The organism is Candidatus Centipeda massiliensis, from assembly GCF_900290285.1.
GTDB lineage: Bacteria > Bacillota > Negativicutes > Selenomonadales > Selenomonadaceae > Centipeda > Centipeda massiliensis.
Genome location: NZ_LT985756.1, coordinates 163,220 through 184,108, shown reverse-complemented (window position 1 = coordinate 184,108; position 20,889 = coordinate 163,220). Strand labels below are relative to the sequence as shown.

Here is a 20,889-nt window from a genome sequence, read left to right as displayed (position 1 = left end):
GGAAGGCGGGGGACAATGGAGATTTTTGAACTGCTCGCTAAGGGCGGGCTTGCGATGATTCCCATCGGTCTTGCTTCGTTGATCAGTGTGATGATTGCACTTGAGCGATTCTCGTACTATCGGGGACAGACGGCAAAGGCTGCGGATTTCAGCGGCGAGGTCAATGCGGCACTTGCTGCTGAGAACTATGACCGTGTCTCTGAACTATGCAGGAATTCAGGTTGCGCGGCAGGCGAGGTTTTGCTTGCGGCACTTGCAGAACGTATGCACACAAATGTGCGTCAGGAGGAGGTTGTACAGGCATCAGCAAAGAAAAAAGCACTTGAACTGCGCCGCTACCTTGAGTATCTGAGCGTGATCGTGACAATGGCACCGCTCCTCGGCCTTCTCGGTACGGTCATCGGTATGATCAGCTCGTTCAGCGTGCTGTCCGTTTCTGAGGGCGAGCCGTTTGCCATCACGGGCGGCGTCGGAGAGGCACTTGTCGCGACGGCGAGCGGCCTTCTTGTGGCGATCCTTGCACTCAGTCTTTATGCCTATCTCTCACATCGGGCGAATGGTATCATTGCAGACGTGGAATATACTGCGACGATGTATCTGGCGCATGCTGGGGGTGAGCGCCGTGAAGCTTGATCTCCTGCCACAGGAGGAGCGTCCGCAGCTAATGATCATTCCAATGATCGACATCATTTTCTTTCTGCTTGTATTCTTCATGATGAGCATGCTCTCGATGGTCGTTCAAAAGAGTATGCCACTCACACTCCCACAGGCGGAGAGTGCAAAGGTCAGCATGACGCGCAACATCCCTGTCACGATTACGGCGGACGGCGGCATCTACTACGAGCGCGACCTCATGAGTCTGCGCGATCTCACGGTACGCCTCACGGAGGACGTGGCGCACGGGGAGGACATCTCCGTCATTCTGCGTGGAGATGCGGCGGCTTCCTACGGGACGGTCGTGCAGGTCATGGATGTGGTAAAACGTCTCGGGATTGAAAAGGTCTATATCGCGACCGATACACCGGGGTGATGCCATGCGGACACATTCGTGGAAAATCTATGGAGGACTCTCACTCGCCGTCCATGCAGCTGTTGTAGGTGTCTTGCTCTTGTTTGGGGTGGACTGGCTCGTATCGCCACCCATTCCGACAACCCCGCTTCAAGTGGGGTTCCTATCTGAGACTCAGGTTGCGGCGGCGGTGCAGGGGGCAGCAAATGAGGGCAGTGCGGGCGGTGCCCCTGCTGTGTCGGAAGAACGGAGGGAAAACCGTACAGAAAGTGCGTCAGCCCCATCGTTGCTCCCGAGCATCAAGGCGGCTGCAGCGCCAACGGCACAGGAGATGGATCGTGTTGTTCCTCCTGCGGAAAATGCACTTGTCTCCGCAATGGATGCCGTACCAAGTGAGACGAAGAGCGGCGATACAGCCGCCGCTGCACGTACGGGAGCTGCAGCTGGCGGTGGAGATGGCACATCGTCTGCTGCAGGAGGGGGCGGAATCGGAACGGCGGTGGGACTCGGAGATGGATTCTCTGATAACGGTGACGGTTCGTATACCGCATCCTCTGCCGCTGGAATTTCCTACCGCATTCTGCGCGACGCGGAGGCATACTATCCAGAAGAGGCTCGTTCTTTGGGCTACTCTGCGACCGTATCCGTGACGGGGCGCGTTCTCGTCGGGACGGACGGCAGCATTGAGTCCGTCCGCATCCTCACCGATGCGCCGAACCTCGGCTTCCGACAGGCGGCAGAGGAGGCGTTCTGGCGCATGCGTTTTGCACCCATTGTCTATCAGGGGTATCCCATCAAACTCTGGTTTGAAAAGACGCTGATCTTTCAGCCGTAATATCTGCAATGAAAAATCTCCGCCAACGTGCGGGGATTTTTCATTGCGGCGTAAAGTACCCGAATGCCGCAGGGATGCTGTACTTGTCTGCGAGTTCTTCGCGCCGCACCCATAGGAGAGGACTTGGTGCGCCCTCGATTTCCTCTGCTGCCATGAGCGGTGGCTCGTTCGTGTCGGTGACCGTGACTGCCCAGCCAGTCAGCTCCCATTCGATATGGGAAAAGATATGGCGCGCAGGGGGAAGCGGCACGATGGTACATACCTCGAAGCCCTCTGCTTCGAGATGCGCGCGGACAGCGCGTCGCGACAGCTTTCCGTCTAGATTCGGATATTCCCAGAGACCTGCGAGGAGTCCCTTCGCAGGTCTTTTTCGTATGGCGATGTGGTCGCCGCAGGCAAGGAGGAGGATGGTGCGCTTCTCCTTGCGGCGTGCTTTGAGCGCTGTCTTAACGGGATAGTTCTGCTCCGTGCCGTACTCGTGCGCGAGGCAGAGGCATGCGGCGGGACAGGTGTGGCAGAGCGGCGCTCCGTTTGGCAGACAGACGGTTGCGCCGAGATCCATAAATGCCTCGTTGAGCAGTCCCGCATCGCGTCCACTCGGGTAGGAGGGGACAAGTGCCGCCTCAAGTGCGCGCTTTGATGCGTCCTTTGCAATGTCGATGGGGTTTGCTGTGACGCGTGCGGCGACGCGCAGGAAATTGCCGTCGACGGCGGGGCGTGGCTGTCCATAGGCAAAGGAGGAAATCGCGCTCGCGGTATAGCGTCCAATGCCGGGCAGGGCGAGCAGAGCATCGAAGTCGTTTGGCAGCTGTCCTTCATGTTCGCGAACGATGACCTCTGCCGCACGTTTGAGATTGCGTGCACGGCTGTAGTAGCCGAGTCCCTGCCAGAGCTTCATCAGTGCGTCGTCGTCCACCTCCGCGAGATCGCGCACACTTGGCAGCGCATCGAGAAAGCGCAGATAGTAGCCGCGCACGACGGCTGCGCGGGTCTGCTGCAGCATGATCTCCGAGATCCAGACGTGATAGGGCGTCGGCTCGTCGCGCCACGGCAGATCGCGCGTGTCGGGCGCGGATTTGCGCCATGCGAGCAGCGAGGTGCAGAGGGCTGGGAAGATGGAGTTCCCCGCCCACGGTAAGATTTTCATGAAAATGCTCTCCTTTTCGTGTAGATTCTACTATGACTCTGTGAAACGCGAATGAAGAAGCGGGCTTTTCTTTACAAAGTGCGCCCGATGCTATTATTACGTTTTTACACATCAGAGATAGCGCATGGCGGCGGCTTCTCCGCAGCAAGAAAGTTCTTTACAAAAGGAAGTAAAATATATAAAATAAAGATAGCATAATAGCAATTTGAGGTGGGAGATTTCGTCCAGCCCACACGCCGATGGCACGACAGGGGAAACCCGAGTAGATGCAGGAGAATTGGACGCCTGTCTAATTGCTATTGCAGGGAAGCCGCCCGAGATGGGCGGCTTTTGCTTTTAGTTTCTGTGTGTGATAGAATAACAGGAAAACTACATAATGGAGTGATTTGAATGTTGGATATGAAATTTGTGCGCGAGAATCTGTCTCAGGTACAGGAGATGCTGAAGAACCGCTGCAATGCGCTTGATCTCTCGTCGTTCTTGGAACTTGAGGAGCGCCGTCGCACAATCCTGCAGGATGTGGAGGAGAAGAAGGCGCGCCGCAACGCCGTCTCGAAGGAGATCGGCGTGCGCAAGAAGGCGGGCGAGAGTGCGGATGATGTGGTTGCTGAGATGCGTGCGCTCGGCGATGAGATTGCGGCGCTCGATGAGGATCTGCGCGACGTGGAGCTGAAGCTGCGCGATCTGCTCCTGCAGATCCCGAATATGCCGAAGGCGGATGTGCCGATCGGCAAGGATGATACGCAAAATCCGGAGGTACGCCGCTGGGGGATACCGCGCACGTTTGAGTTCGCGCCGCAGGCGCATTGGGACATTGGCGAAAAACTCGGCGTGCTCGATGCGGAGCGTGCGGCAAAGGTCACGGGTGCGCGCTTTACGTTCTACAAGGGGCTTGGCGCACGGCTTGAGCGTGCCTGCATCAACTTCATGATGGATCTCCATGCGCAGAAGCACGGCTACACGGAGATGCTCGCGCCCTACATCGTCAATGAGGCGAGCATGGTTGGGACGGGGCAGCTGCCGAAGTTCGCGGAGGATATGTTCAAGCTCGATGGGCTGGACTACTACCTCGTGCCGACGGCGGAGGTGCCGACGACGAACTACCACCGCGATGAGATTCTGGACGCGGAGCAGCTGCCGGAGTACTACACTTCCTATACGGCGTGCTTCCGCGCGGAGGCGGGCAGTGCGGGACGCGACACGCGTGGGCTGATCCGTCAGCATCAGTTCAACAAGGTGGAGCTGATCAAATTCGTTACGCCGGAGACAAGCTGGAACGAGCTTGAGACGATGGTGGAGGCGGCGGAGGATGTGCTGAAAACGCTCGAACTGCCGTACCGCGTTGTGCAGCTCTGCACGGGCGATATGAGCTTTACCTCGGCAAAGACGTATGACATCGAGGTCTGGATGCCGGCGCAGGACAAATACCGTGAGATCTCGTCCTGCTCGAACTGCACGGACTATCAGGCGCGACGCGCAAACATCAAGTATCGTCCGGAGCGCGGGGCAAAGCCCGCCTTCCTCCATACGCTGAACGGCTCGGGCGTAGCGGTCGGGCGCACGGTTGCGGCGATTCTTGAGAACTATCAGCAGGAGGATGGCTCCGTTCTCGTGCCGCAGGCTCTTGTACCGTACATGGGCGGGGTTACGGTCATTCGATGAAAAGGCTCATCGTTGGCATTACGGGCGCGAGCGGCAGCGTTTATGCCGTCCGCCTGATCGATGTGCTGCGCGAGCAGGGCATCGAGGTGCATGCGGTCATCACGGACAGCGGACAGCGTGTGCTCGCCTACGAGTGCGGCGTGACGATGGAGGAGCTTTCGCGGCGCGTCGATGTTCTCTATCCGAACGATGACGTAGGTGCGGCGATTGCGAGTGGCTCATTCAGCATGGATGCGATGGTTATCCTGCCCTGCTCGATGAAGACGGCGGGTGCGATTGCGCATGGCGTGACGGACGATCTCCTCACGCGGGCAGCGGACGTGACGCTCAAGGAGGGGCGACGGCTTCTCCTCGTGCCGCGCGAGACACCAATGCACGAGATCCATCTTGAGAATCTGCTGCGGCTCGCGCGTGCGGGGGCGATCATCATGCCCGCCGCGCCGGGCTTTTATCACAGACCAGAGACACTCGATGATCTCGTCGATATGATGGTGGGCAAGATCCTCGACCGCCTCGGCATTGAGGCGGAGCTTTTTACACGTTGGAGGTGACGGATATGACTTTTTTCAAAGCGAAAATGACGGCACTTGCGGCTGTGTTCGCGCTGAGCACGGCGGGGACGGCAGCGGCTGCGCCCGCAGAGGCGGATGGGCATACGATGCAGATGCATATAGGTGACGCCTCGGTGCAGGACAAGAAGGCGGAGATCCAGATCGACGCTCTAAAGCAGCGTGGAGAGCGCCGTCACATCGACCTCTATAATCTGCACGTTTTTCGCCAGTACAAAGAGATGCACGGCATGACGCTCCATTGGGGGCTGACTGTCTCACGTCCCGTCGGATCGTGGGCGGAGAAGGATCGTCCGAATGTCGAACTTGACTCGTCGGCGGTCGGTGCGGGACCTGCGTACATGGTGCGCTGGACGCATCCGCTCGGGAAAAAATGGGAGGCATCCTTTGACTTTACGGGGGCAGTTCTCGTCTACAATCGCGTGCATCCTGCACACACGCGCAACTACGGCTTTATGTGGCGCGTGGGTCCGCGTGTGACGTACAAGTTCAATGAGCGGAATGCACTCAGTGTCGCCTATCTCGGACATCATGTGTCGAACGGACAGCGCACGAAGAACCCCGGCTACAACGGTGTGGGCGTATCCGTTGGCTATCGGTACTCGTACTAAAGAGGTATTTGTGGCAAAGAAATATTATGCCGTGAAGCGCGGGCGCAAAACGGGGATCTTCACCGTGTGGGCGGAATGTGCGGCGCAGGTGCAGGGCTTTCAGGGCGCGGTCTACAAGGGCTTTATGACGGAGGCGGAGGCACGCGACTGGTTGGATGGTGCGGCAGATTCAGCTGCGCCGCATGCTGCAAGAAGCGGCGCAGCGGCGAAAAAATCGTCCGCACTGATCGTTGAAGAACCCGTGGACGCAGACTATATCATCCACACGGACGGCTCGTGCCTCCGCAATCCCGGCGGTGCGGGCGGCTGGGCTGCCGTCATCGAGACGGTCGCAACGGGCGAGGTCAGAGAGTACAGCGGCGGCGACCCCGAGACGACGAACAACCGCATGGAGCTGACGGCGGCGCTCATGGCAGTCACATCCGTGCCCGAGGGCGCTCGCATCGCTCTCTATACGGACAGTCAGTATTTGAAGAACGCATTCACGAAGTTTTGGCTGCCTGCGTGGAAGAAGCGCGGGTGGAAGAAGGCGGACGGAGCGCCCGTGCTCAATCAGGATCTCTGGATGCAGCTGGACGCGGCGTTCGCCGCACGGCGCGTCGTGTTTCATTGGGTCAAGGGGCACGCGGGCAATCCGCGCAACGAGCGCTGTGATGAGCTCGCGCGCAGTGAGGCGGAGAAGCATACACGATAAAAAGGGAGGAGGGAATCCATGCAGCGCATCTTTGAGGCGGTGGGGCGCTTTGTCCTCACGCATCTTGCGAACATCGGGCGCATTACCCTCCTCTATGGGGAGACAGCGCGTCAAGTCACACAGCGTCTGCGCGTGCGCAGCATCGTCTACCAGATGGCGCACCTTGGCGCGGACTCCCTCCTCATCGTCGGACTCACCCTCCTCTTCACAGGCGTTGTGCTGACACTCCAAATCGCACACGAGTTCATCCGCTACGGTGCGCAGAGTACCATCGGCGCGGTCATTGCCATCGGCATCGGGCGTGAGCTGGGACCCGTCCTCGTCGGCGTCGTCTGCGCGGGGCGTGTGGGTGCGGCGATCACGGCAGAGGTCTCAACGATGAAGGTTACGGAGCAGATCGACGCGCTGCGCGTCATGGCGGTCAGTCCCGTGAACTACCTCATCGTGCCACGTATGCTTGCGTGCATGATCGTCGTGCCGATCCTCACCGTGTTCGGCGACGTGATCGGCGTCCTCGGCGGCTACCTGACGGCGGTGTATTACTCGGGGATTTCGCCCTATACATTCACGCACTCCATCACGCAGTACGCGCTTATCTACGATATGACGGGCGGACTCATCAAGGCGATCTTCTTCGGCAACGTCATCGCCGTTCTCGGCTGCCACTATGGACTGAATGCGCCGAGCGGTGCGGAGGGAGTCGGCAAGGCGACCATGCAGACCGTTGTCACCTCGATCATTGTCATCTTTATTCTGAATGCCGTCTTGACGTTCTTCCTGTTCTGAGGACACGCTATGATACGACTGAACAATGTCAAAAAGTGTTTCGGGGACAAGGAAGCACTCAAGGGGATCAGCCTCACCATCCAACGGGGCGAGACCATCGCCATCATCGGCGGTTCGGGCTCTGGTAAGTCCACGCTCCTGCGGCTCATGATCGGGCTGGATCGCCCCACGTCGGGTGCCATCCACATCGGTGACGAGAATATTGCCGTGCTTGATGAGGACGCGCTCGACCGCGTGCGCCTGCGCATGGGCATGGTATTCCAGTACTCCGCACTCTTTGACTCGATGAGCGTCGGCGAAAACGTCGCATTTGGGCTGCGCGAGCATACGCATAAGAGTGAGGAGGAGATTCGGCGCATTGTGCGTGAGAAACTCGCACTCGTGGGGCTGCCCGACGCGGCGGGGCTGATGCCGCAGGAACTCTCGGGCGGCATGAAAAAACGCGTGGGGCTTGCGCGTGCGATTGCGACCGACCCCGAGATCATCTTCTACGACGAGCCGAGTTCGGGGCTTGATCCCATCATGACGGCGAAGATCGATGAACTCATCATAGATATGCAGAAAAAACTCGGCGTGACCTCCGTCGTTGTCACGCACGATATGGCGAGTGCGAGCCGCATCGCTGACCGCATCGCCATGATCTACGACGGGGAACTGATCGCCGTGGATACGGCAGCACGTTTTCAGGACATTGCAGATGAGCGCGTACAGGCGTTTTTCCGTACGCTGCACCACCGAAGGGAGGCAGGAGCATGAGTGCTGAGGCAAAGGTCGGGGCGTTTACGCTTGGGGGAGCAGCGCTTCTCATCGCCGTTGTTATGTTTTTTGGCGGACTGCGGCTTGGCGGCGGACAGGACTATATGCTCTATGCGGGCTTTGGACGCGTCGTCGGGCTGAACCCCGAGGCGCAGGTGCTCCTCTCGGGCGTCCCCATCGGGCAGGTGGAGAATATCGTGAGCGACGGTACGGGGGTTACCGTCTCCATGCGCATTCAGGACGGCGTGAAAATTCCGCGCGGCTCGTCCATCACCATCGGACAGCCCGGCATCATGGGAGATAAATTCGTCATCATTACCCCCTCGTCCAATGTCGATTTTTATGCGAATGGTGACTATCTTTACGGCGAAAACGAGATGGGCATGGATACGATGTTCACCGAGCTGAACAAGATGATCGTTCAAGTTGAGGCAATGCTCACGTCGATCAACAACATCGTCGGCGCACCCGGTTTCCAAAGCTCGATGGTTCAGCTCGTCTTCAATATGGAGCAGATGACGGCGCACCTCGACGGGCTGACCGCGACGCTTGAGCAGATGGCAAACGAGAATCGTGGGAATCTGCATGAATTGCTCGCGAATATGAACACGATGTCGGCGAATCTCGCACAGACCACGGCGAGCACCGAGCGTATCATGGAGAATCTTGAGCGCGTCGGTGCAGACCCACAGACGGCGGAAAACCTCAGAAAGACGCTTGCAAATATCACGGAGTCCTCCGAGCGCCTCCTGCGCATCGCAGAGGGCATCGAGGCGGTTGCAGGGGATCGGGCGACGCAGGAGGACGCGCGTGCTCTCATCCACAACGCGCGCACGATGTCGGACAAGGCAAACGGTCTGATGGGGCGTCTGCAGAACGTCAAGGTCACGCCGAAGGTGGACGCGATGTACAGCGGCAAGGCGGATGACTGGCGTACGAACTTCAATCTCGATGTCGGTGAGCAACAGGGCATGTATGCGACATTCGGCGTGGACGATATCGGCGGCGGGGACAAGGTGAGCGCACAGGTCGGCACGCGCAGCACGTCCTTCGGTGCGCGCGCGGGTGTCGTCGCCGGTGCGGCGGGCGTTGGGGTCGATGCCTATGCGGGCGAGAAGTTTAAATTCTCCGCCGATGCCTACGATCCGAACGACGTTACCCTGCGTCTGCGTGCCCAGTACCAAGTGAAGGACGGCACCTATCTCTTTGGCGAGTGGAACGACGTGAACAACCGGGAACGCCGTGCGTTCTATACGGGTGTGCGGCAGGAGTTTTGATTATGAGAGATGAATATGATTTTTCGACGATGCAGGCTCGCAAGAACCCTTACATAAAACGCCTAAGGAAGCAGGGTATGGCAGATATCGGTAAGGGAATAGAGACGTTTCAGTTCATACACGGTGATGCTAGAGATTCCAACGATGTGTCGACTGGACAACGGGAAGATGTTTCACGAGACGAAAACTGAATATGTCATGGCAGTAAGAAACGGCAATCGCAGGTTGTACCTGTGATTGCCGTTTCTTGTATAAAGAAAACCACGCGATAGTCGCGTGGTTGGAAAGAGCTTAAGCGGTGAACAGAAAATCCCCAGTGTGCTAAACTATGCGTAAGCCTGCCAGCTTAAAAATAGTGAAGACACTAGGGAGGAAACAGCATTATGTCGAAACAACAAAATGCCGATACGCATAGTTTAGCACACACAAAGTGGAATTGTAAGTATCACGTTGTGTTTGCACCGAAGTATCGGCGAAAAGTATTCTACGAAGGGAAACGGCTGGAAATCCGGGAGATCCTAAGAAAGCTGTGCGCGTGGAAGGGTGTAGAGATCATTGAAGGGGAGATCTGTCCGGATCATATCCACCTGCTGTTAAGTATCCCGCCGAAGATCAGCATATCGAGCTTTATGGGATACCTAAAGGGCAAGAGTAGCTTAATGATATTCCAGAAGTATGGGAACATGAAGTTTGCATACCGCAATCGAGAATTTTGGTGCAAAGGGTATTATGTCGATACCGTAGGAAAGAACACCAAGGCGATTAAGGAGTACATAGCTGACCAGCTGAAGAAGGATCGGGAGCAGGATCAACTGAGCTTGTTTGACCCAAGAGACCCATTTATGGGTGGCAAGTAATCTGTGCATGGCTGGCAGGCCAATAAAAGGCGTACTTGTACGCCGCCAATTACATAAGGGCTATGCCCGAAAATGAAAAACCACCCGCTATGCGGGTGGATATTTATTGCTTAATAGCAGAATCCCCCCCGTGCCAAATGACACAGGTTTTAAGGAATCACTGATAAAATGAAGTCTGCCAGATTGGCGTAGATTTTTCGCCGAAGTGCGGGCAAAAAAGATGCGTCAAGATGGTAGCGCTGAATTTATCAGTGCGTCCTTAATACATACGATTTCAAGCTCTAGAATATTCTAAGGGCGTACATTTTATGCTATAATAGAGAAAATCTTTGGAGGGAGCGGGTATGAACAAGGGAGAGAAGGCGCGGCAGTATCAGGACACTGTGTTTCGCATGTACTTCAACGACGCGGGGCGACTCCGCGAGCTTGCGGGCGCGTTGCATGGGCGGACGTATACGATAGATGACCCGCTCAAGATCGTGACACTTGAGGGCACATTCCTCTCACAGGTGAAAAACGACATCTCATTCCTACTTGCGGGGCATCACCTCGTCTTCATCGAACATCAGAGCACACCGAACGCGAATATGCCGCTGCGCTGTCTGTACTACATCTGCGAGCAGCTGCGCAAGGACATCGACGCAGCACAGCTCTATATGAACCGGCAGATTCCGCTTCCCGTGCCGGAGTTCCATGTATTCTACACGGGCACAAAGGAACTGCAGGAGGAAATGCAGATGCGTTTCTCGGACGCCTACTGCAGAGAGGAGGACGACAAGGTTTATCTGGAACTCGTTGTAATGGTGCACAACGTCGTCTACAGTGAACAGAAGAAATTGCTCCTAAAGAGCCGCGCACTGCATGACTACAGCTTCTTCGTGGACTGCATCAAGAAAAACATTGTGGCAGGGATGGAGCGCGCGGATGCGATTCGCACCGCGATGCGGTACTGCAAAGAGCGGGATATCATGAAGAAATTTTTAGAGGAGCACGAGAGGGAGGTAGTTGATATGGTGAACTTTGAGTGGAATCAGGAGCAGTTCGAGGCTGCGAAATATGAGGAAGGACGCGAAGATGGTCGTCTTGAAGGTCGCAGCGAAGGCCGTGCCGAGGGAAAGATCGAGATGATCCTCGGGATGCTGCGCGAGAAGATGCCGCTTGAGACTATCGCAAAGATCTCCAACCTCTCATTGGACAAGATCCGCGAACTCGGCAGAGTACACAGCCTGTTGTAGCCACGAAAAAAGAGCAGATGCACATTCATCCCGTGCATCTGCTTTTTTTGATGGAAACTTATTGATTAAACTGCGGCTTCCTGCCCTCCAAAAATGCCGTCACCGCCTCACGGTGGTCAGCGGATGCACCCGCCTTTGCGAGGTTCTCCGCCTCAAGGCGGCTGTATGCCATGTAGTCATGGTAGAATACCTCGTAGTAGAGCCGTTTCTGCATGGCGATTGTGCCGAGCGGGCGGCGCAGCAGCTTTGCGGCGAATGCGTTCGTCTCCTCCGCGAGCTTCCCATCGGGGGCGAGGCGTGTCGCAAGGCCGAGCTGCAGCGCCTCCTTGCCGTAGATGCGCGGGCTCAGTGCCATGAGTTCGATTGTCTTCGCGAGCCCGACAATCTGCTTCAGATGGTAGATGCAGCCCGTGTCGCCGGGGAGTGCGACGTTCGAGAACGCCGTGAGCAGATAACTCTCCTCCGTCATGATGCGGAAGTCCGCGCCGAGCGCGATACCGCAGCCACCGCCTGCCGCTGCACCGTTCACCATCGCAATGACGGGCTTGGAGCAGCGGCGCAGGGCGAGCGATGCCTGACCCGTCAGCATGGAGAGATCGTAGCTGATGAAGTCGAACGTCGCCATCTCCTTGATGTCGCCGCCGGCGGAGAAATTCTTGCCCGCGCCCGTGATGATGAGGAGCTTTACGGTGTCGTCCGCATCGCAATGCTCCACTGCGGCGATCAGGTCGCGGAACATCTGCGCATTCAGCGGATTGTTCGAGGCGGGGCGGTCGATCGTGAGCGTCGCGATGCCGGCCTGAACGGATAATTTGATGTGTTCGGACATGGGAGATCCTCCTTTGCACTCTATAAAATGATACTTTTCCAAATATTACATCCATCATTATGGTAACGTATTTACCCCTGCAATGCAAGCATAATTGACCGATACACGCTGGGAAAACGCACACGAAATGCGGATCCGCAAAACATCTCTACAAAAAATTTAAGTAAATATAAAAAGATGACGATATAGTGATTGTAAAATGTCTTGAGCAAACTATCATAAGGCGAAGGGTGAAAATATGGAGTTACATCCTGCTGTACAAGGGGGCGCCGAGCAGGGAAGCGCACGCGTCGGCAGGGGACAGGGAGAGTCTCTACCCGCAAATGTTTTTTCGGAAATCGTTCGAAGAGGCGATTGACCGTTCGCACGAAATTCTCGTCACACACAGACTCGTGGACTGAGCCGTGGGGGGACAGAATGCGCGACGAACGCCTTTGTGCGTTTCATGACCGATGGCGGTCTGAGCATGCGCGAAGGAATACATTGTCATCATACTGCAATTTATAGAAATCTAGGGGAGAGATGTAAAAATGATGCGTGCAATGTTCTCGGGTGTTTCGGGACTGAAAGGTCACCAGACCCGAATGGATGTCGTCGGCAACAACATCGCAAACGTCAACACGACGGGCTTCAAGGCGAGCCGCGTCACGTTCGCTGATATGATCTCGCAGAACCTCTCGGGTGCAGCTGCCCCGAACGGCACACTCGGCGGCGTGAACCCGAAGCAGATCGGTCTCGGCATGAGTGTCGCGAGCACCGACCTCATCTATACCAACGGTTCGGTACAGCAGACAGGAAAAAACACCGATGTCGCCATCTCGCGCGGCAACGGGCTCTTCGTCGTATCGAAGGGCGATCAGAAATACTATACGCGCAACGGTGCGTTCGAGTTTGATGCGCAGGGCAACCTCACGATCCCGAGTACGGGTCTCTACGTGCAGGGGTATATGGCGAGCGGCGGTGAGGTGACACCCTCGGGCGAGAACACGACGAAGATCCAGATCCCGGCGGGCAAGTCGATGGAGGCCTCGTCCACGATCTCGGCATCCTATACGAAGAACCTCAATGCGACCACGCCGGGCTACGATGTCGCGAACATCCTCGTGAAGTATGCAGACGGTACGTCCGGTACGACGAACAGCTATACGCCGACGGAAACAGGAAAGCTTGTCCTCACGATGAGCACGGGCAGGAAGATCTATCTGGATTCGTCTGCTCCGGCTCAGACGGTCGGCTCCGCTGCAACGGGTACGCTCTATACCTCTACCATTTCCAATGTCACTGCGACCACGACGGGCAAGGTGGATGCAGTACTCAGCCTCGACCCCGCCAACTCTGCCAGTCCGAAGGCGATCACGGGCGTCACTGTGCCGATCACACGTACGGGTGCAACGGCGTTTGACTCCGGCACCTATGCGTACGGGGATGCGTACAACATCAGCGGAAAGATCACCGGCATTGTCAGCTCGCCGCCCTCTGATGTCAAGCTGACGCTGGATGCAAACAATACGATCAGCCCAGGCACGGTGGTCACGGTGACCGTGCCGAAGCCGACGAGCTTCACCTATAAGGTCGGCGATACCTATACGGGTCAGCTCAAGATCACGAGCCTCACGCCGCAGGCGGGCGCGACGGTGACGACGGCAGACGGCAACAGTGCGATACTCTCTGCTCCAACACCAGCGATTACGAGTGCTGCGGCGACGTATGCACACACGGGCGGCGCTCCCGGTGAGGGAACGATTACGGCGATTACCCGTGAGTCCACCTACGAGTACGGCGGCAAGAAGGTCTCTACGATTTCACTGAACACGAAGACGGGCACGTCCATCGGCGGACTCATTGGCAAGGAGTACAACCGCAACGATACGTTCTATCCGTCGGTGACGACCCTCGTGACGGTCTATGACTCGCTTGGTGCAGCGCACTCCGTCCCTGTGGTATTTACGAAGTCCAGCAACAACAAGTGGACGATGTCGCTCGGCACGGGCGGCGATACGTATAGCATCACCGAGAAGGACGGCACGACGACGAATGTGACGCTTACGAAGAGTGATCTGAACTTCGACACGACGGGTGCCTATCTCAGCGGTTCGGCTGCACTGAACCTCACGTACGGAAACGGTGCGGCGGCGCAGCAGGTCAGCATGAATCTCGCGGCGGTCACGCAGTATGCGGGAACATCCACGATCTCGGCGACCTCGGACGGCAATGCGGCGGGCACGCTCTCAAGCGTTTCCATCGACAGCTCAGGCGTGATCACGGGGACGTACACGAACAATGTGCGTCGCGTCGAGGCGCAGATCGCTATGGCGCAGTTCAACAACCCCTCGGGTCTGACGAAGATGGGCGGCAATCTCTATCAGGAGTCGAACAACTCCGGTACGCGCACGGTCAGCGGCGCGGCGGACATCGGCACGGAGCTGACGACCTCCGCGCTTGAGATGTCGAACGTGGACATCGCCGATCAGTTCTCCGATATGATTATCACGCAGCGCGGCTTCCAGTCCAACTCCAAGATCATTACCGTCTCGGACGAAATGCTTGAGACACTGATCAATATGAAGCGGTAAGGAAACACATATACTTGAAAGGGTCGCCCTCGGGCGACTCTTTTTTATGTACCTAACGATAAATTCATTTGAAAAAAATGTATGGAACTGATACAATGATAGAACCTGTCAATACGAGTTCTATGTGTTGACGATCTCTGGAGCTGCCCGTCGTTCGGGTGCATCCGTTACGGGCGAGGAGGAAATGGATTTGAAAAATAGGGAACGTTTCGCCAAACGATTGCTGCGGGCTCTCGCGCTGACCGCCGCCGTCGGCCTTTTCTCGGGGACGGTATCGGCGGAGACCATGCAGATGGATCTTACGCGCAGCATACAGATGGCACTCGAAAACAACCGTACGATTAAACAGGCACTGACGGATGTAGATGCGGCAGACGCTGCGCTCGCACAGGCAAGCCGCTCGATGGGTCCGGTACTTTCGTGGTCGACTTCGGCAAATCGTGTCGGCGGCAAAGCTTATGAGGGTTCGGGGGTAAAACATAACTACGGCAATACGGGGACGATTTCCATTCCCGTCTACAACGCGGCACTGCATGCGAAGCGGAGCGCTGCACGCTATGCCCTGAACGCTGCTGATTTTGCGCTTGAGCAGACGAAGCAGTCAATTCGACTGACGGCGACGACGGATTATTTTAGCATCCTGCAGGCGCGCAATCTGGTGAAGGTGCGCGAGGATACGGTGGCGACGCTGCAAACGCATCTCGCGGATGTGAACGCGCAGTTCCGTGCAGGGACGGTGGCACGCGCCGATGTGCTTGCCTCGGAGGTGGAGCTGGCGAATGCGAAGCAGAACCTCACGACGGCGAAGAATAATTATGAGGTTGCGGTGGCGACGCTGAACAATGTGATCGGCGTGCCAACGGATACAACGCTGACGATCAACGATGAGCTGCGCTATGCGGGGTATGAACTCTCGCTGGACGACTGCACGGACTACGGGCTTCTCTATCGCGCGGACGGCGCGGCGGCACTCTATGCGGTGAAACAGGCGGAGGCGGGCGTACGTGCGGCAAAGGCAGGCTATCGGCCAACGGTGAATGCGGCGGCGACGCGCTCGATTGCGGGCGAGCGCCCGTTCAAGGACGATCATAGGTCGAGCGATACATGGGCGGCGGGACTCAGCGCCTCGTGGAATATCTTCGATAACGGTGTGACGGCGGCACAGGTGGATGCGGCAAAGGCAACGCTGCGCAAGGCAGAGGAAGCGCTTGCGGCAGCGGACGAGAAGATCCGTCTCGATGTGCACACGGCGTATCTGAACCTGCGTGCGGCAGAGCAGAATATCAAGACGGCGGAGACGGCGGTCAAGCAAGCGGAAGAGGACTATAACATCGCGCGTGTGCGCTACAATGCGGGTGTTGGAACGAACCTTGAGGTCATGCGTGCCTCGGATAATCTCACGACGGCGCGCATGAACTACGCAACGGCACTCTACAGCTACAATATGGGCAAGGCAAGTCTTGACAATGCGATGGGCGTGCCGGTCGATCTCGATGCTATGCGCTATCGTGCGGCAGAGGCGGAGGGCAAGCGAGCCCCCGCCGTACGTGCAGAGGCACAGCTGCATGAGGGGGCACTGTTTGAGACACCGAAGGAGGCTGCCGTGCGCCCCGCGCCTGTCCAGTCCCCGCCGGAGGCTGCACAGGCTTCGGCGGAGCGCGTCCGGGCGGCGAATACTGCCTACGAAGCGGCGATGAAATAAGAGGTTTTCTATGAGACGGAAGGCGTATGTCGGGACTCTGGTACTTGCCGCCGTCCTCATCTGCGCAGCAGTTCTCATTCACGTTGTGCGTGCCACGTCTTTTATGGCGGAGGCGGGGCAGCTGGCAGAGAGCTTCATGACAGAGAAGCTGGGGACAACCGTGCACGTCGGCGCGGTGGGGATCCATTCTCTGCACGAGCTGAAATTGGATGATGTCATTATTTACGATAAGCAGGCGGAGCCTGTCCTCCGTGCCGATGAGGCACGGGTGACGCTTCGTCTGCTTTCTCTGCTTTCATCGCCCGAAACCTCGATTGATGAGATCCTGCTTACGGGGGCGCATGCAGCGATTGTGCAGCGTGACGACGGTACGTGGAACTACAGCGATCTCGGCGCACAGGATGGCGAGCCGAGTACGTTTGAGGGACGCATCCGCATGGAGGATGCGACGGCGGATGTTGCCGCAGGCGGACGTACGTACGCGCTGACCGGCATTGCGGGAACGGTGGAGATTGACCGCAGCGATGTTTCCTACGATCTGGCGGGTGCGCTCGCCGGCGTTTCCCTGCGTGTGCGCGGCGACTATGTCGGAGGGACACACGATCTTCGGTTGAACTCGTATGATGCGGATGTGACCCCGCTGTTGGACTTCCTCCCTGCGGGGACATTGTCCGAGGATGTTCATATTCACGATGTGCGTGCAGATCACATCGGGCTGCATCTGCGCCGCGTGGACGGCGTGCTCACCTTGGATGGGCGCGTGGATGGTGCGCGTGCTGCGGCAGAGATCTACGGCACGGAGACCGAGCTGCGGAGTGCGGCGCTCACGTTCAGCGAGCGTGAGCTTTTTCTCGCGGCGACCGTCGCGGCAGCGGGGCAGACAGCGCGTGTTGATGGGACGATTCGTCTTGATACGGATGAACCCTATCTCGATCTCATGCTGCGGGCAAATGACGTTGCCGTTGATCAGCTTTTCGCGGGAAGTCCCTATGTGGGGACGGCAACGGCGGATATGCACGTTACGGGGACGCTCGCTGTCCCCATGGCGGAAGGGAAGCTGCGTACGGAGGGCGGGACGGTCAATGGTATTTCCGTGGCAAATGCGGCGGCGGATGTCACCTATGCTGACGGCGCGCTCTCGTTTCAGAATTTGACGGCACAGGTCTTCGGCGGTACGGTCTCGGGTGCGGGTGTTTTTGCTGCAGGAAACAAATCCTATACGGCGCATCTGACGGCAGATGGTATTGCGCTTGCGGAGCTGCGTGCGGCAGGGATTCCCGTGCCGGAGGATGTAAGCGGCAGACTGCACGCCGATCTCGGCGTCGGCGGTCAGGGCACAGATGCCTCCACGCTTTCGGTCTACGGCAGCGCGGAGGTCTTGGACGGCAGTTACCGTGCGATTCCTGTGGAACGGGCAAGCGCGTCCTTTCTGCTGCATGGAAAGGATCTGACGATTGATTTTCTCAGTCTGAACCTTGCGAATGATACCGATCTCGGCGTTGAGGGGACGATCACGGACGGTTCTGCACTCGACCTGCGTGTCTATGGCGGTCATGTGGATCTCTCGCTGCTGAATGCGCTGGATGATCGTCTGAGCTTTTCGGGGCTGTCGGATTTCAGCGGTGAAGTGCATGGCGACATCCATGATCCTCATGTGGATATACGGGTTTCGGCAACGAACGGCGACCTCATGTATCAGCCGTTTGACAGCCTTCTCTTTCGCGCGGACGGCTCGCTCTCCGGGGTCGGGATCTATGACTTCTCGATGGAGCGCGGCGGACGCGAGGTCTGGCTCGTAAACGGCACGATTGGCTTTACGGGCGAACGCCGTATTGATCTGCAGATCGATACGATGGGGGCACGCATGGAGGATGTGGCGGCGCTCGTCGCCCCCGATCAGCCGATCACGGGCAATATCGACAATATCATCAAGTTCACAGGGACGCTCGACAATCCGCACGCCGTGGGCTATGTCCACTTTTATCGCGGCAGCTACGCGGGGGCGGTGCTTTCGGGTATGGACGGCGACTACTTCCTCGATGACGGGATCATCCGCGTGCAGGTGTTCCACATCTATTCACCGATGGTGGATATGGTTCTGAATGGCACGATCAGTGCACAGGGGCTTCTCAATTTCGATGCCGAGGTGCGCGATCTCGATATGAAGCGCTTTGAGCACAAGCTGCCCTACGAGGTTTCCGGGCACGGCGTCTTTAACGGCAAGGTGGGGGGCACGATCTCCCGTCCGATCTTCCGCGGACAGCTGAAGGCGGATACGATCACGATGAACGGTGTGGAGCTGCGGGAGATTCGCAGTTTCGCGCACTATGAAAACGGGATCGTCGATCTGGAGGATACGGGCTTCCGCCAGGGGACGGACGGCTCTGTGACGGCGCGTCTGCGCTACGATATGGAGACGCGGGCACTCGGCGGTACGCTCGATATTGAAAAAATGGATGTGACGGCGCTGCTGGCACTCGCAAATCAGCGGGAGCAGAGGATTACGGGGATGATCACGAGTGAGGTTCACCTCGGCGGCACGCCGGACAATCCGTCCATCGCTCTGACGGGGACGCTTGCAGACGGTACCCTTGCTACCTATCCGGTGAACAATGTGAAGCTCGATGCCGCGCTTGCGGATCGTGTGCTGACCATACGGCAGATTGCGGGTGCGCAGGGGACGGGTGGATTCTCTGTGGTCGGAACGGTAGATTTCGACGGTATGACAAAGGTGGATATTGCAGCGTCGGATATCTCGCTTGGGCTCTTTACAAAGTTTGCCGGGGTGGAAGAGCCTGTGGCGGGTACGGCGACACTGACGGCGCATATCGGCGGCTACACGCAGAATCCAGAGGCGGATGTGCACCTCATGGCGAAGGATGGCGGTATGCGCGGCAATTCGTTCGATGAGCTGCTCGGGGAGGCGCGGCTGCGCAATTCGATCATTGATCTGCAGCAGCTTGTCGTGACGAAGTACATCGACGGTGTCCGCTACATGGCAAGTGCGCACGGGACACTACCCCTGCGTGCACTTACCGCCGCGCGTGATGAGAAGCTGTCTGCGTATGAACAGCTTGATTTGACGGTTGTGCTCGACAATGCCGATCTCTCCCTTTTGCCGGTCTTTTCCAAGCATGTGGAGTGGGCACTCGGGCATACGGAGGGCACATTGAAGCTGCATGGAACGCTCGCTGCACCGCGTCTGGACGGGATGGTGCGCGTGGCGGACGGCGCACTGAAGATCAAATATCTTGAGAATCCTATCACGGATATGCAGCTCCAGGTTGATGCCCTCGGTGATGCCATTGTCCTGCGTACGTGTACGGGGCGCATGGGCGATGGTACATACACGATGACGGGGCGCATGGAGCTGAGCGGCACCGAGCTGACGAAGTATGACGTTACGCTCGTGATGAATGCGCTTGCCATTAAAGCGTCCTTCTTTGAGGGGCCTTTGAACGGCTCGCTGCATCTAACGGAGGGCGAATACTGGGGGGAGAAGCTGCCCAAAATTGTAGGGAACATCGACTTGGATCGTGCGCTTATCTCCATCCCGTCGATTCCCGACACGAATGATGAGCTGCCGCACATCATTCTGGACGTCGATCTGAATGTGGATCGCCACGTACATTTTTTCAGCCCCAACCTCTATGACATCCATCCGTCCGGTCATGTGCATTTTGGCGGCACGACGCACCATCCGCACACATCGGGCTTCATCGGTGTGCGGCGCGGGGACTCGGTCAGCTATCTCCGAACGGTGTTCAAGATCCGTGAGGGGACGGCGACGTTCAACCAGCCGGAGTCGTTCCTGCCGGAGATTGCGTTCTATGCGGAGGCACGTCTCACAAATACGCGCGTCTTCCTCTCGGCGCATGGACCGCTCGATCACATGGATTTCCGTCTGGGATCCAGTCCTGAGATGTCGGAGGAGGAAATCATCCGCATGCTCACGCTGCGCAATGCCTATCGAAACGGAGAAGGAGGCATCACGGCGGCAGACATTCTCTCGATTGGGCTGCAGATGAGCATTCTCTCCGAGGTCGAGGACTCCGTGAAGAATTTCCTGCATCTCGATGTGCTGCGGCTCTCAAGCGGCAGTGGGGCGCTCTTTGAAACGAAAAACGATGAGGCTATCAAAAAAAATGAGAACGAATACAACGTTGAGGTGGGCAAGTACTTCGGTGACCGCGTCATGGTGCGCTATGTGCAGGGGCTGGGCGCAGCATCGGACAAGCATCGTTTCGGTGTGCAGTATGACTTCAGCGACAAGTTCGGCATCTCGTATGACCGCGAAGGCGCGGATCAGCTGTTCAGCGTGGAGGCACGAATCAGGTTCTGAAGGAG

At 57.5% G+C, this 20,889-nt stretch carries 18 protein-coding genes; 16 read left to right on the top strand and 2 right to left on the bottom strand.

Features of this window, described 5'->3' with window-relative positions:
* Positions 1 to 15: 15 nt before the first annotated feature.
* From C8273_RS09400 to C8273_RS09390, 3 genes are read left to right on the top strand one after another with little or no spacing between them, the layout of a single operon-like run.
* Positions 16 to 633: a MotA/TolQ/ExbB proton channel family protein gene (locus C8273_RS09400; RefSeq protein ID WP_106627463.1), complete on the top strand. Its 618-nt coding sequence runs from the start codon at positions 16 to 18 to the stop codon at positions 631 to 633.
* Entirely contained in the window at positions 623 to 1,030 is a 408-nt protein-coding gene (locus C8273_RS09395) for an ExbD/TolR family protein (protein ID WP_106627462.1), read from the top strand. The genes C8273_RS09400 and C8273_RS09395 overlap by 11 nt, the downstream gene beginning before the upstream one ends.
* A 4-nt stretch (positions 1,031 to 1,034) precedes the next feature.
* Positions 1,035 to 1,844 carry an energy transducer TonB gene (locus tag C8273_RS09390; protein WP_106627461.1) on the top strand — a complete coding sequence of 270 codons (810 nt, stop codon included), beginning with the start codon at positions 1,035 to 1,037 and terminating at the stop codon, positions 1,842 to 1,844.
* Positions 1,845 to 1,884: 40 nt separating this feature from the next.
* Here C8273_RS09390 and C8273_RS09385 read toward each other — a convergent pair whose 3' ends face one another.
* On the bottom strand, positions 1,885 to 2,991 hold the full coding sequence (locus C8273_RS09385) for an A/G-specific adenine glycosylase (protein WP_106627460.1): 1,107 nt from the start codon (positions 2,989 to 2,991) through the stop codon (positions 1,885 to 1,887).
* A 390-nt stretch (positions 2,992 to 3,381) separates the two neighbouring features.
* On the opposite strand from C8273_RS09385, the gene serS reads away from it, so the two are divergent.
* From serS to C8273_RS09335, 10 genes are all read left to right on the top strand, one after another.
* Positions 3,382 to 4,653 (top strand): serine--tRNA ligase, encoded by a 1,272-nt coding sequence (serS, locus tag C8273_RS09380; RefSeq protein WP_106627459.1) that lies wholly within the window; start codon positions 3,382 to 3,384, stop codon positions 4,651 to 4,653.
* Entirely contained in the window at positions 4,650 to 5,204 is a 555-nt protein-coding gene (locus C8273_RS09375) for a UbiX family flavin prenyltransferase (protein WP_106627458.1), read from the top strand. Before serS ends, C8273_RS09375 begins: the two co-directional genes overlap by 4 nt.
* Before the next feature lie 5 nt (positions 5,205 to 5,209).
* Entirely contained in the window at positions 5,210 to 5,833 is a 624-nt protein-coding gene (locus C8273_RS09370) for an acyloxyacyl hydrolase (RefSeq protein WP_106627457.1), read from the top strand.
* 10 nt (positions 5,834 to 5,843) lie between these two features.
* Positions 5,844 to 6,527, top strand: coding sequence for a ribonuclease HI (gene rnhA, locus C8273_RS09365; RefSeq protein ID WP_106627456.1), 684 nt, complete (start codon positions 5,844 to 5,846; stop codon positions 6,525 to 6,527).
* A gap of 18 nt (positions 6,528 to 6,545) precedes the next feature.
* Complete coding sequence (locus C8273_RS09360; RefSeq protein WP_106627455.1) at positions 6,546 to 7,313, top strand: MlaE family ABC transporter permease; 768 nt, start codon at positions 6,546 to 6,548, stop codon at positions 7,311 to 7,313.
* Between the two features lie 9 nt (positions 7,314 to 7,322).
* Positions 7,323 to 8,069: an ABC transporter ATP-binding protein gene (locus tag C8273_RS09355; RefSeq protein WP_106627454.1), complete on the top strand. Its 747-nt coding sequence runs from the start codon at positions 7,323 to 7,325 to the stop codon at positions 8,067 to 8,069.
* Entirely contained in the window at positions 8,066 to 9,346 is a 1,281-nt protein-coding gene (locus C8273_RS09350) for an MlaD family protein (protein ID WP_106627453.1), read from the top strand. Before C8273_RS09355 ends, C8273_RS09350 begins: the two co-directional genes overlap by 4 nt.
* 2 nt (positions 9,347 to 9,348) lie before the next feature.
* Positions 9,349 to 9,537 carry a hypothetical protein gene (locus tag C8273_RS09345; RefSeq protein ID WP_106627452.1) on the top strand — a complete coding sequence of 63 codons (189 nt, stop codon included), beginning with the start codon at positions 9,349 to 9,351 and terminating at the stop codon, positions 9,535 to 9,537.
* Positions 9,538 to 9,729: 192 nt separating this feature from the next.
* Positions 9,730 to 10,203, top strand: coding sequence for an IS200/IS605 family transposase (gene tnpA, locus C8273_RS09340; protein ID WP_050342360.1), 474 nt, complete (start codon positions 9,730 to 9,732; stop codon positions 10,201 to 10,203).
* A 344-nt stretch (positions 10,204 to 10,547) separates the two neighbouring features.
* On the top strand, positions 10,548 to 11,438 hold the full coding sequence (locus C8273_RS09335; protein WP_106627451.1) for an RpnC/YadD family protein: 891 nt from the start codon (positions 10,548 to 10,550) through the stop codon (positions 11,436 to 11,438).
* A gap of 58 nt (positions 11,439 to 11,496) precedes the next feature.
* Here C8273_RS09335 and C8273_RS09330 read toward each other — a convergent pair whose 3' ends face one another.
* The gene (locus C8273_RS09330; RefSeq protein ID WP_106627450.1) at positions 11,497 to 12,267 is read right to left on the bottom strand and encodes an enoyl-CoA hydratase/isomerase family protein; all 771 of its coding nucleotides are present in this window, start codon (positions 12,265 to 12,267) and stop codon (positions 11,497 to 11,499) included.
* Between the two features lie 530 nt (positions 12,268 to 12,797).
* Between C8273_RS09330 and C8273_RS09320 the strand changes: the two genes are divergently transcribed.
* The 3 genes from C8273_RS09320 (at position 12,798) to C8273_RS09310 (ending at position 20,884) form a co-directional block, all read left to right on the top strand.
* Positions 12,798 to 14,840, top strand: coding sequence for a flagellar hook-basal body complex protein (locus tag C8273_RS09320; RefSeq protein WP_106627448.1), 2,043 nt, complete (start codon positions 12,798 to 12,800; stop codon positions 14,838 to 14,840).
* A 184-nt stretch (positions 14,841 to 15,024) separates the two neighbouring features.
* Positions 15,025 to 16,542 carry a TolC family protein gene (locus C8273_RS09315; RefSeq protein WP_106627447.1) on the top strand — a complete coding sequence of 506 codons (1,518 nt, stop codon included), beginning with the start codon at positions 15,025 to 15,027 and terminating at the stop codon, positions 16,540 to 16,542.
* A gap of 10 nt (positions 16,543 to 16,552) precedes the next feature.
* Complete coding sequence (locus tag C8273_RS09310; protein ID WP_106627446.1) at positions 16,553 to 20,884, top strand: translocation/assembly module TamB domain-containing protein; 4,332 nt, start codon at positions 16,553 to 16,555, stop codon at positions 20,882 to 20,884.
* Positions 20,885 to 20,889 lie beyond the last annotated feature (5 nt).

What these genes read in the sequence shown, in the direction of transcription:
- C8273_RS09400 (WP_106627463.1), top strand. Translation starts at nt 16, where the DNA reads ATGGAGATTTTTGAACTGCTCGCTAAGGGCGGGCTTGCGATGATTCCC.
- C8273_RS09390 (WP_106627461.1), top strand. Translation starts at nt 1,035, where the DNA reads ATGCGGACACATTCGTGGAAAATCTATGGAGGACTCTCACTCGCCGTC.
- C8273_RS09385 (WP_106627460.1), bottom strand. Translation starts at nt 2,991, where the DNA reads ATGAAAATCTTACCGTGGGCGGGGAACTCCATCTTCCCAGCCCTCTGC.
- serS (WP_106627459.1), top strand. Translation starts at nt 3,382, where the DNA reads ATGTTGGATATGAAATTTGTGCGCGAGAATCTGTCTCAGGTACAGGAG.
- C8273_RS09375 (WP_106627458.1), top strand. Translation starts at nt 4,650, where the DNA reads ATGAAAAGGCTCATCGTTGGCATTACGGGCGCGAGCGGCAGCGTTTAT.
- C8273_RS09370 (WP_106627457.1), top strand. Translation starts at nt 5,210, where the DNA reads ATGACTTTTTTCAAAGCGAAAATGACGGCACTTGCGGCTGTGTTCGCG.
- C8273_RS09360 (WP_106627455.1), top strand. Translation starts at nt 6,546, where the DNA reads ATGCAGCGCATCTTTGAGGCGGTGGGGCGCTTTGTCCTCACGCATCTT.
- C8273_RS09355 (WP_106627454.1), top strand. Translation starts at nt 7,323, where the DNA reads ATGATACGACTGAACAATGTCAAAAAGTGTTTCGGGGACAAGGAAGCA.
- C8273_RS09350 (WP_106627453.1), top strand. Translation starts at nt 8,066, where the DNA reads ATGAGTGCTGAGGCAAAGGTCGGGGCGTTTACGCTTGGGGGAGCAGCG.
- C8273_RS09345 (WP_106627452.1), top strand. Translation starts at nt 9,349, where the DNA reads ATGAGAGATGAATATGATTTTTCGACGATGCAGGCTCGCAAGAACCCT.
- tnpA (WP_050342360.1), top strand. Translation starts at nt 9,730, where the DNA reads ATGTCGAAACAACAAAATGCCGATACGCATAGTTTAGCACACACAAAG.
- C8273_RS09335 (WP_106627451.1), top strand. Translation starts at nt 10,548, where the DNA reads ATGAACAAGGGAGAGAAGGCGCGGCAGTATCAGGACACTGTGTTTCGC.
- C8273_RS09330 (WP_106627450.1), bottom strand. Translation starts at nt 12,267, where the DNA reads ATGTCCGAACACATCAAATTATCCGTTCAGGCCGGCATCGCGACGCTC.
- C8273_RS09320 (WP_106627448.1), top strand. Translation starts at nt 12,798, where the DNA reads ATGATGCGTGCAATGTTCTCGGGTGTTTCGGGACTGAAAGGTCACCAG.
- C8273_RS09315 (WP_106627447.1), top strand. Translation starts at nt 15,025, where the DNA reads ATGGATTTGAAAAATAGGGAACGTTTCGCCAAACGATTGCTGCGGGCT.
- C8273_RS09310 (WP_106627446.1), top strand. Translation starts at nt 16,553, where the DNA reads ATGAGACGGAAGGCGTATGTCGGGACTCTGGTACTTGCCGCCGTCCTC.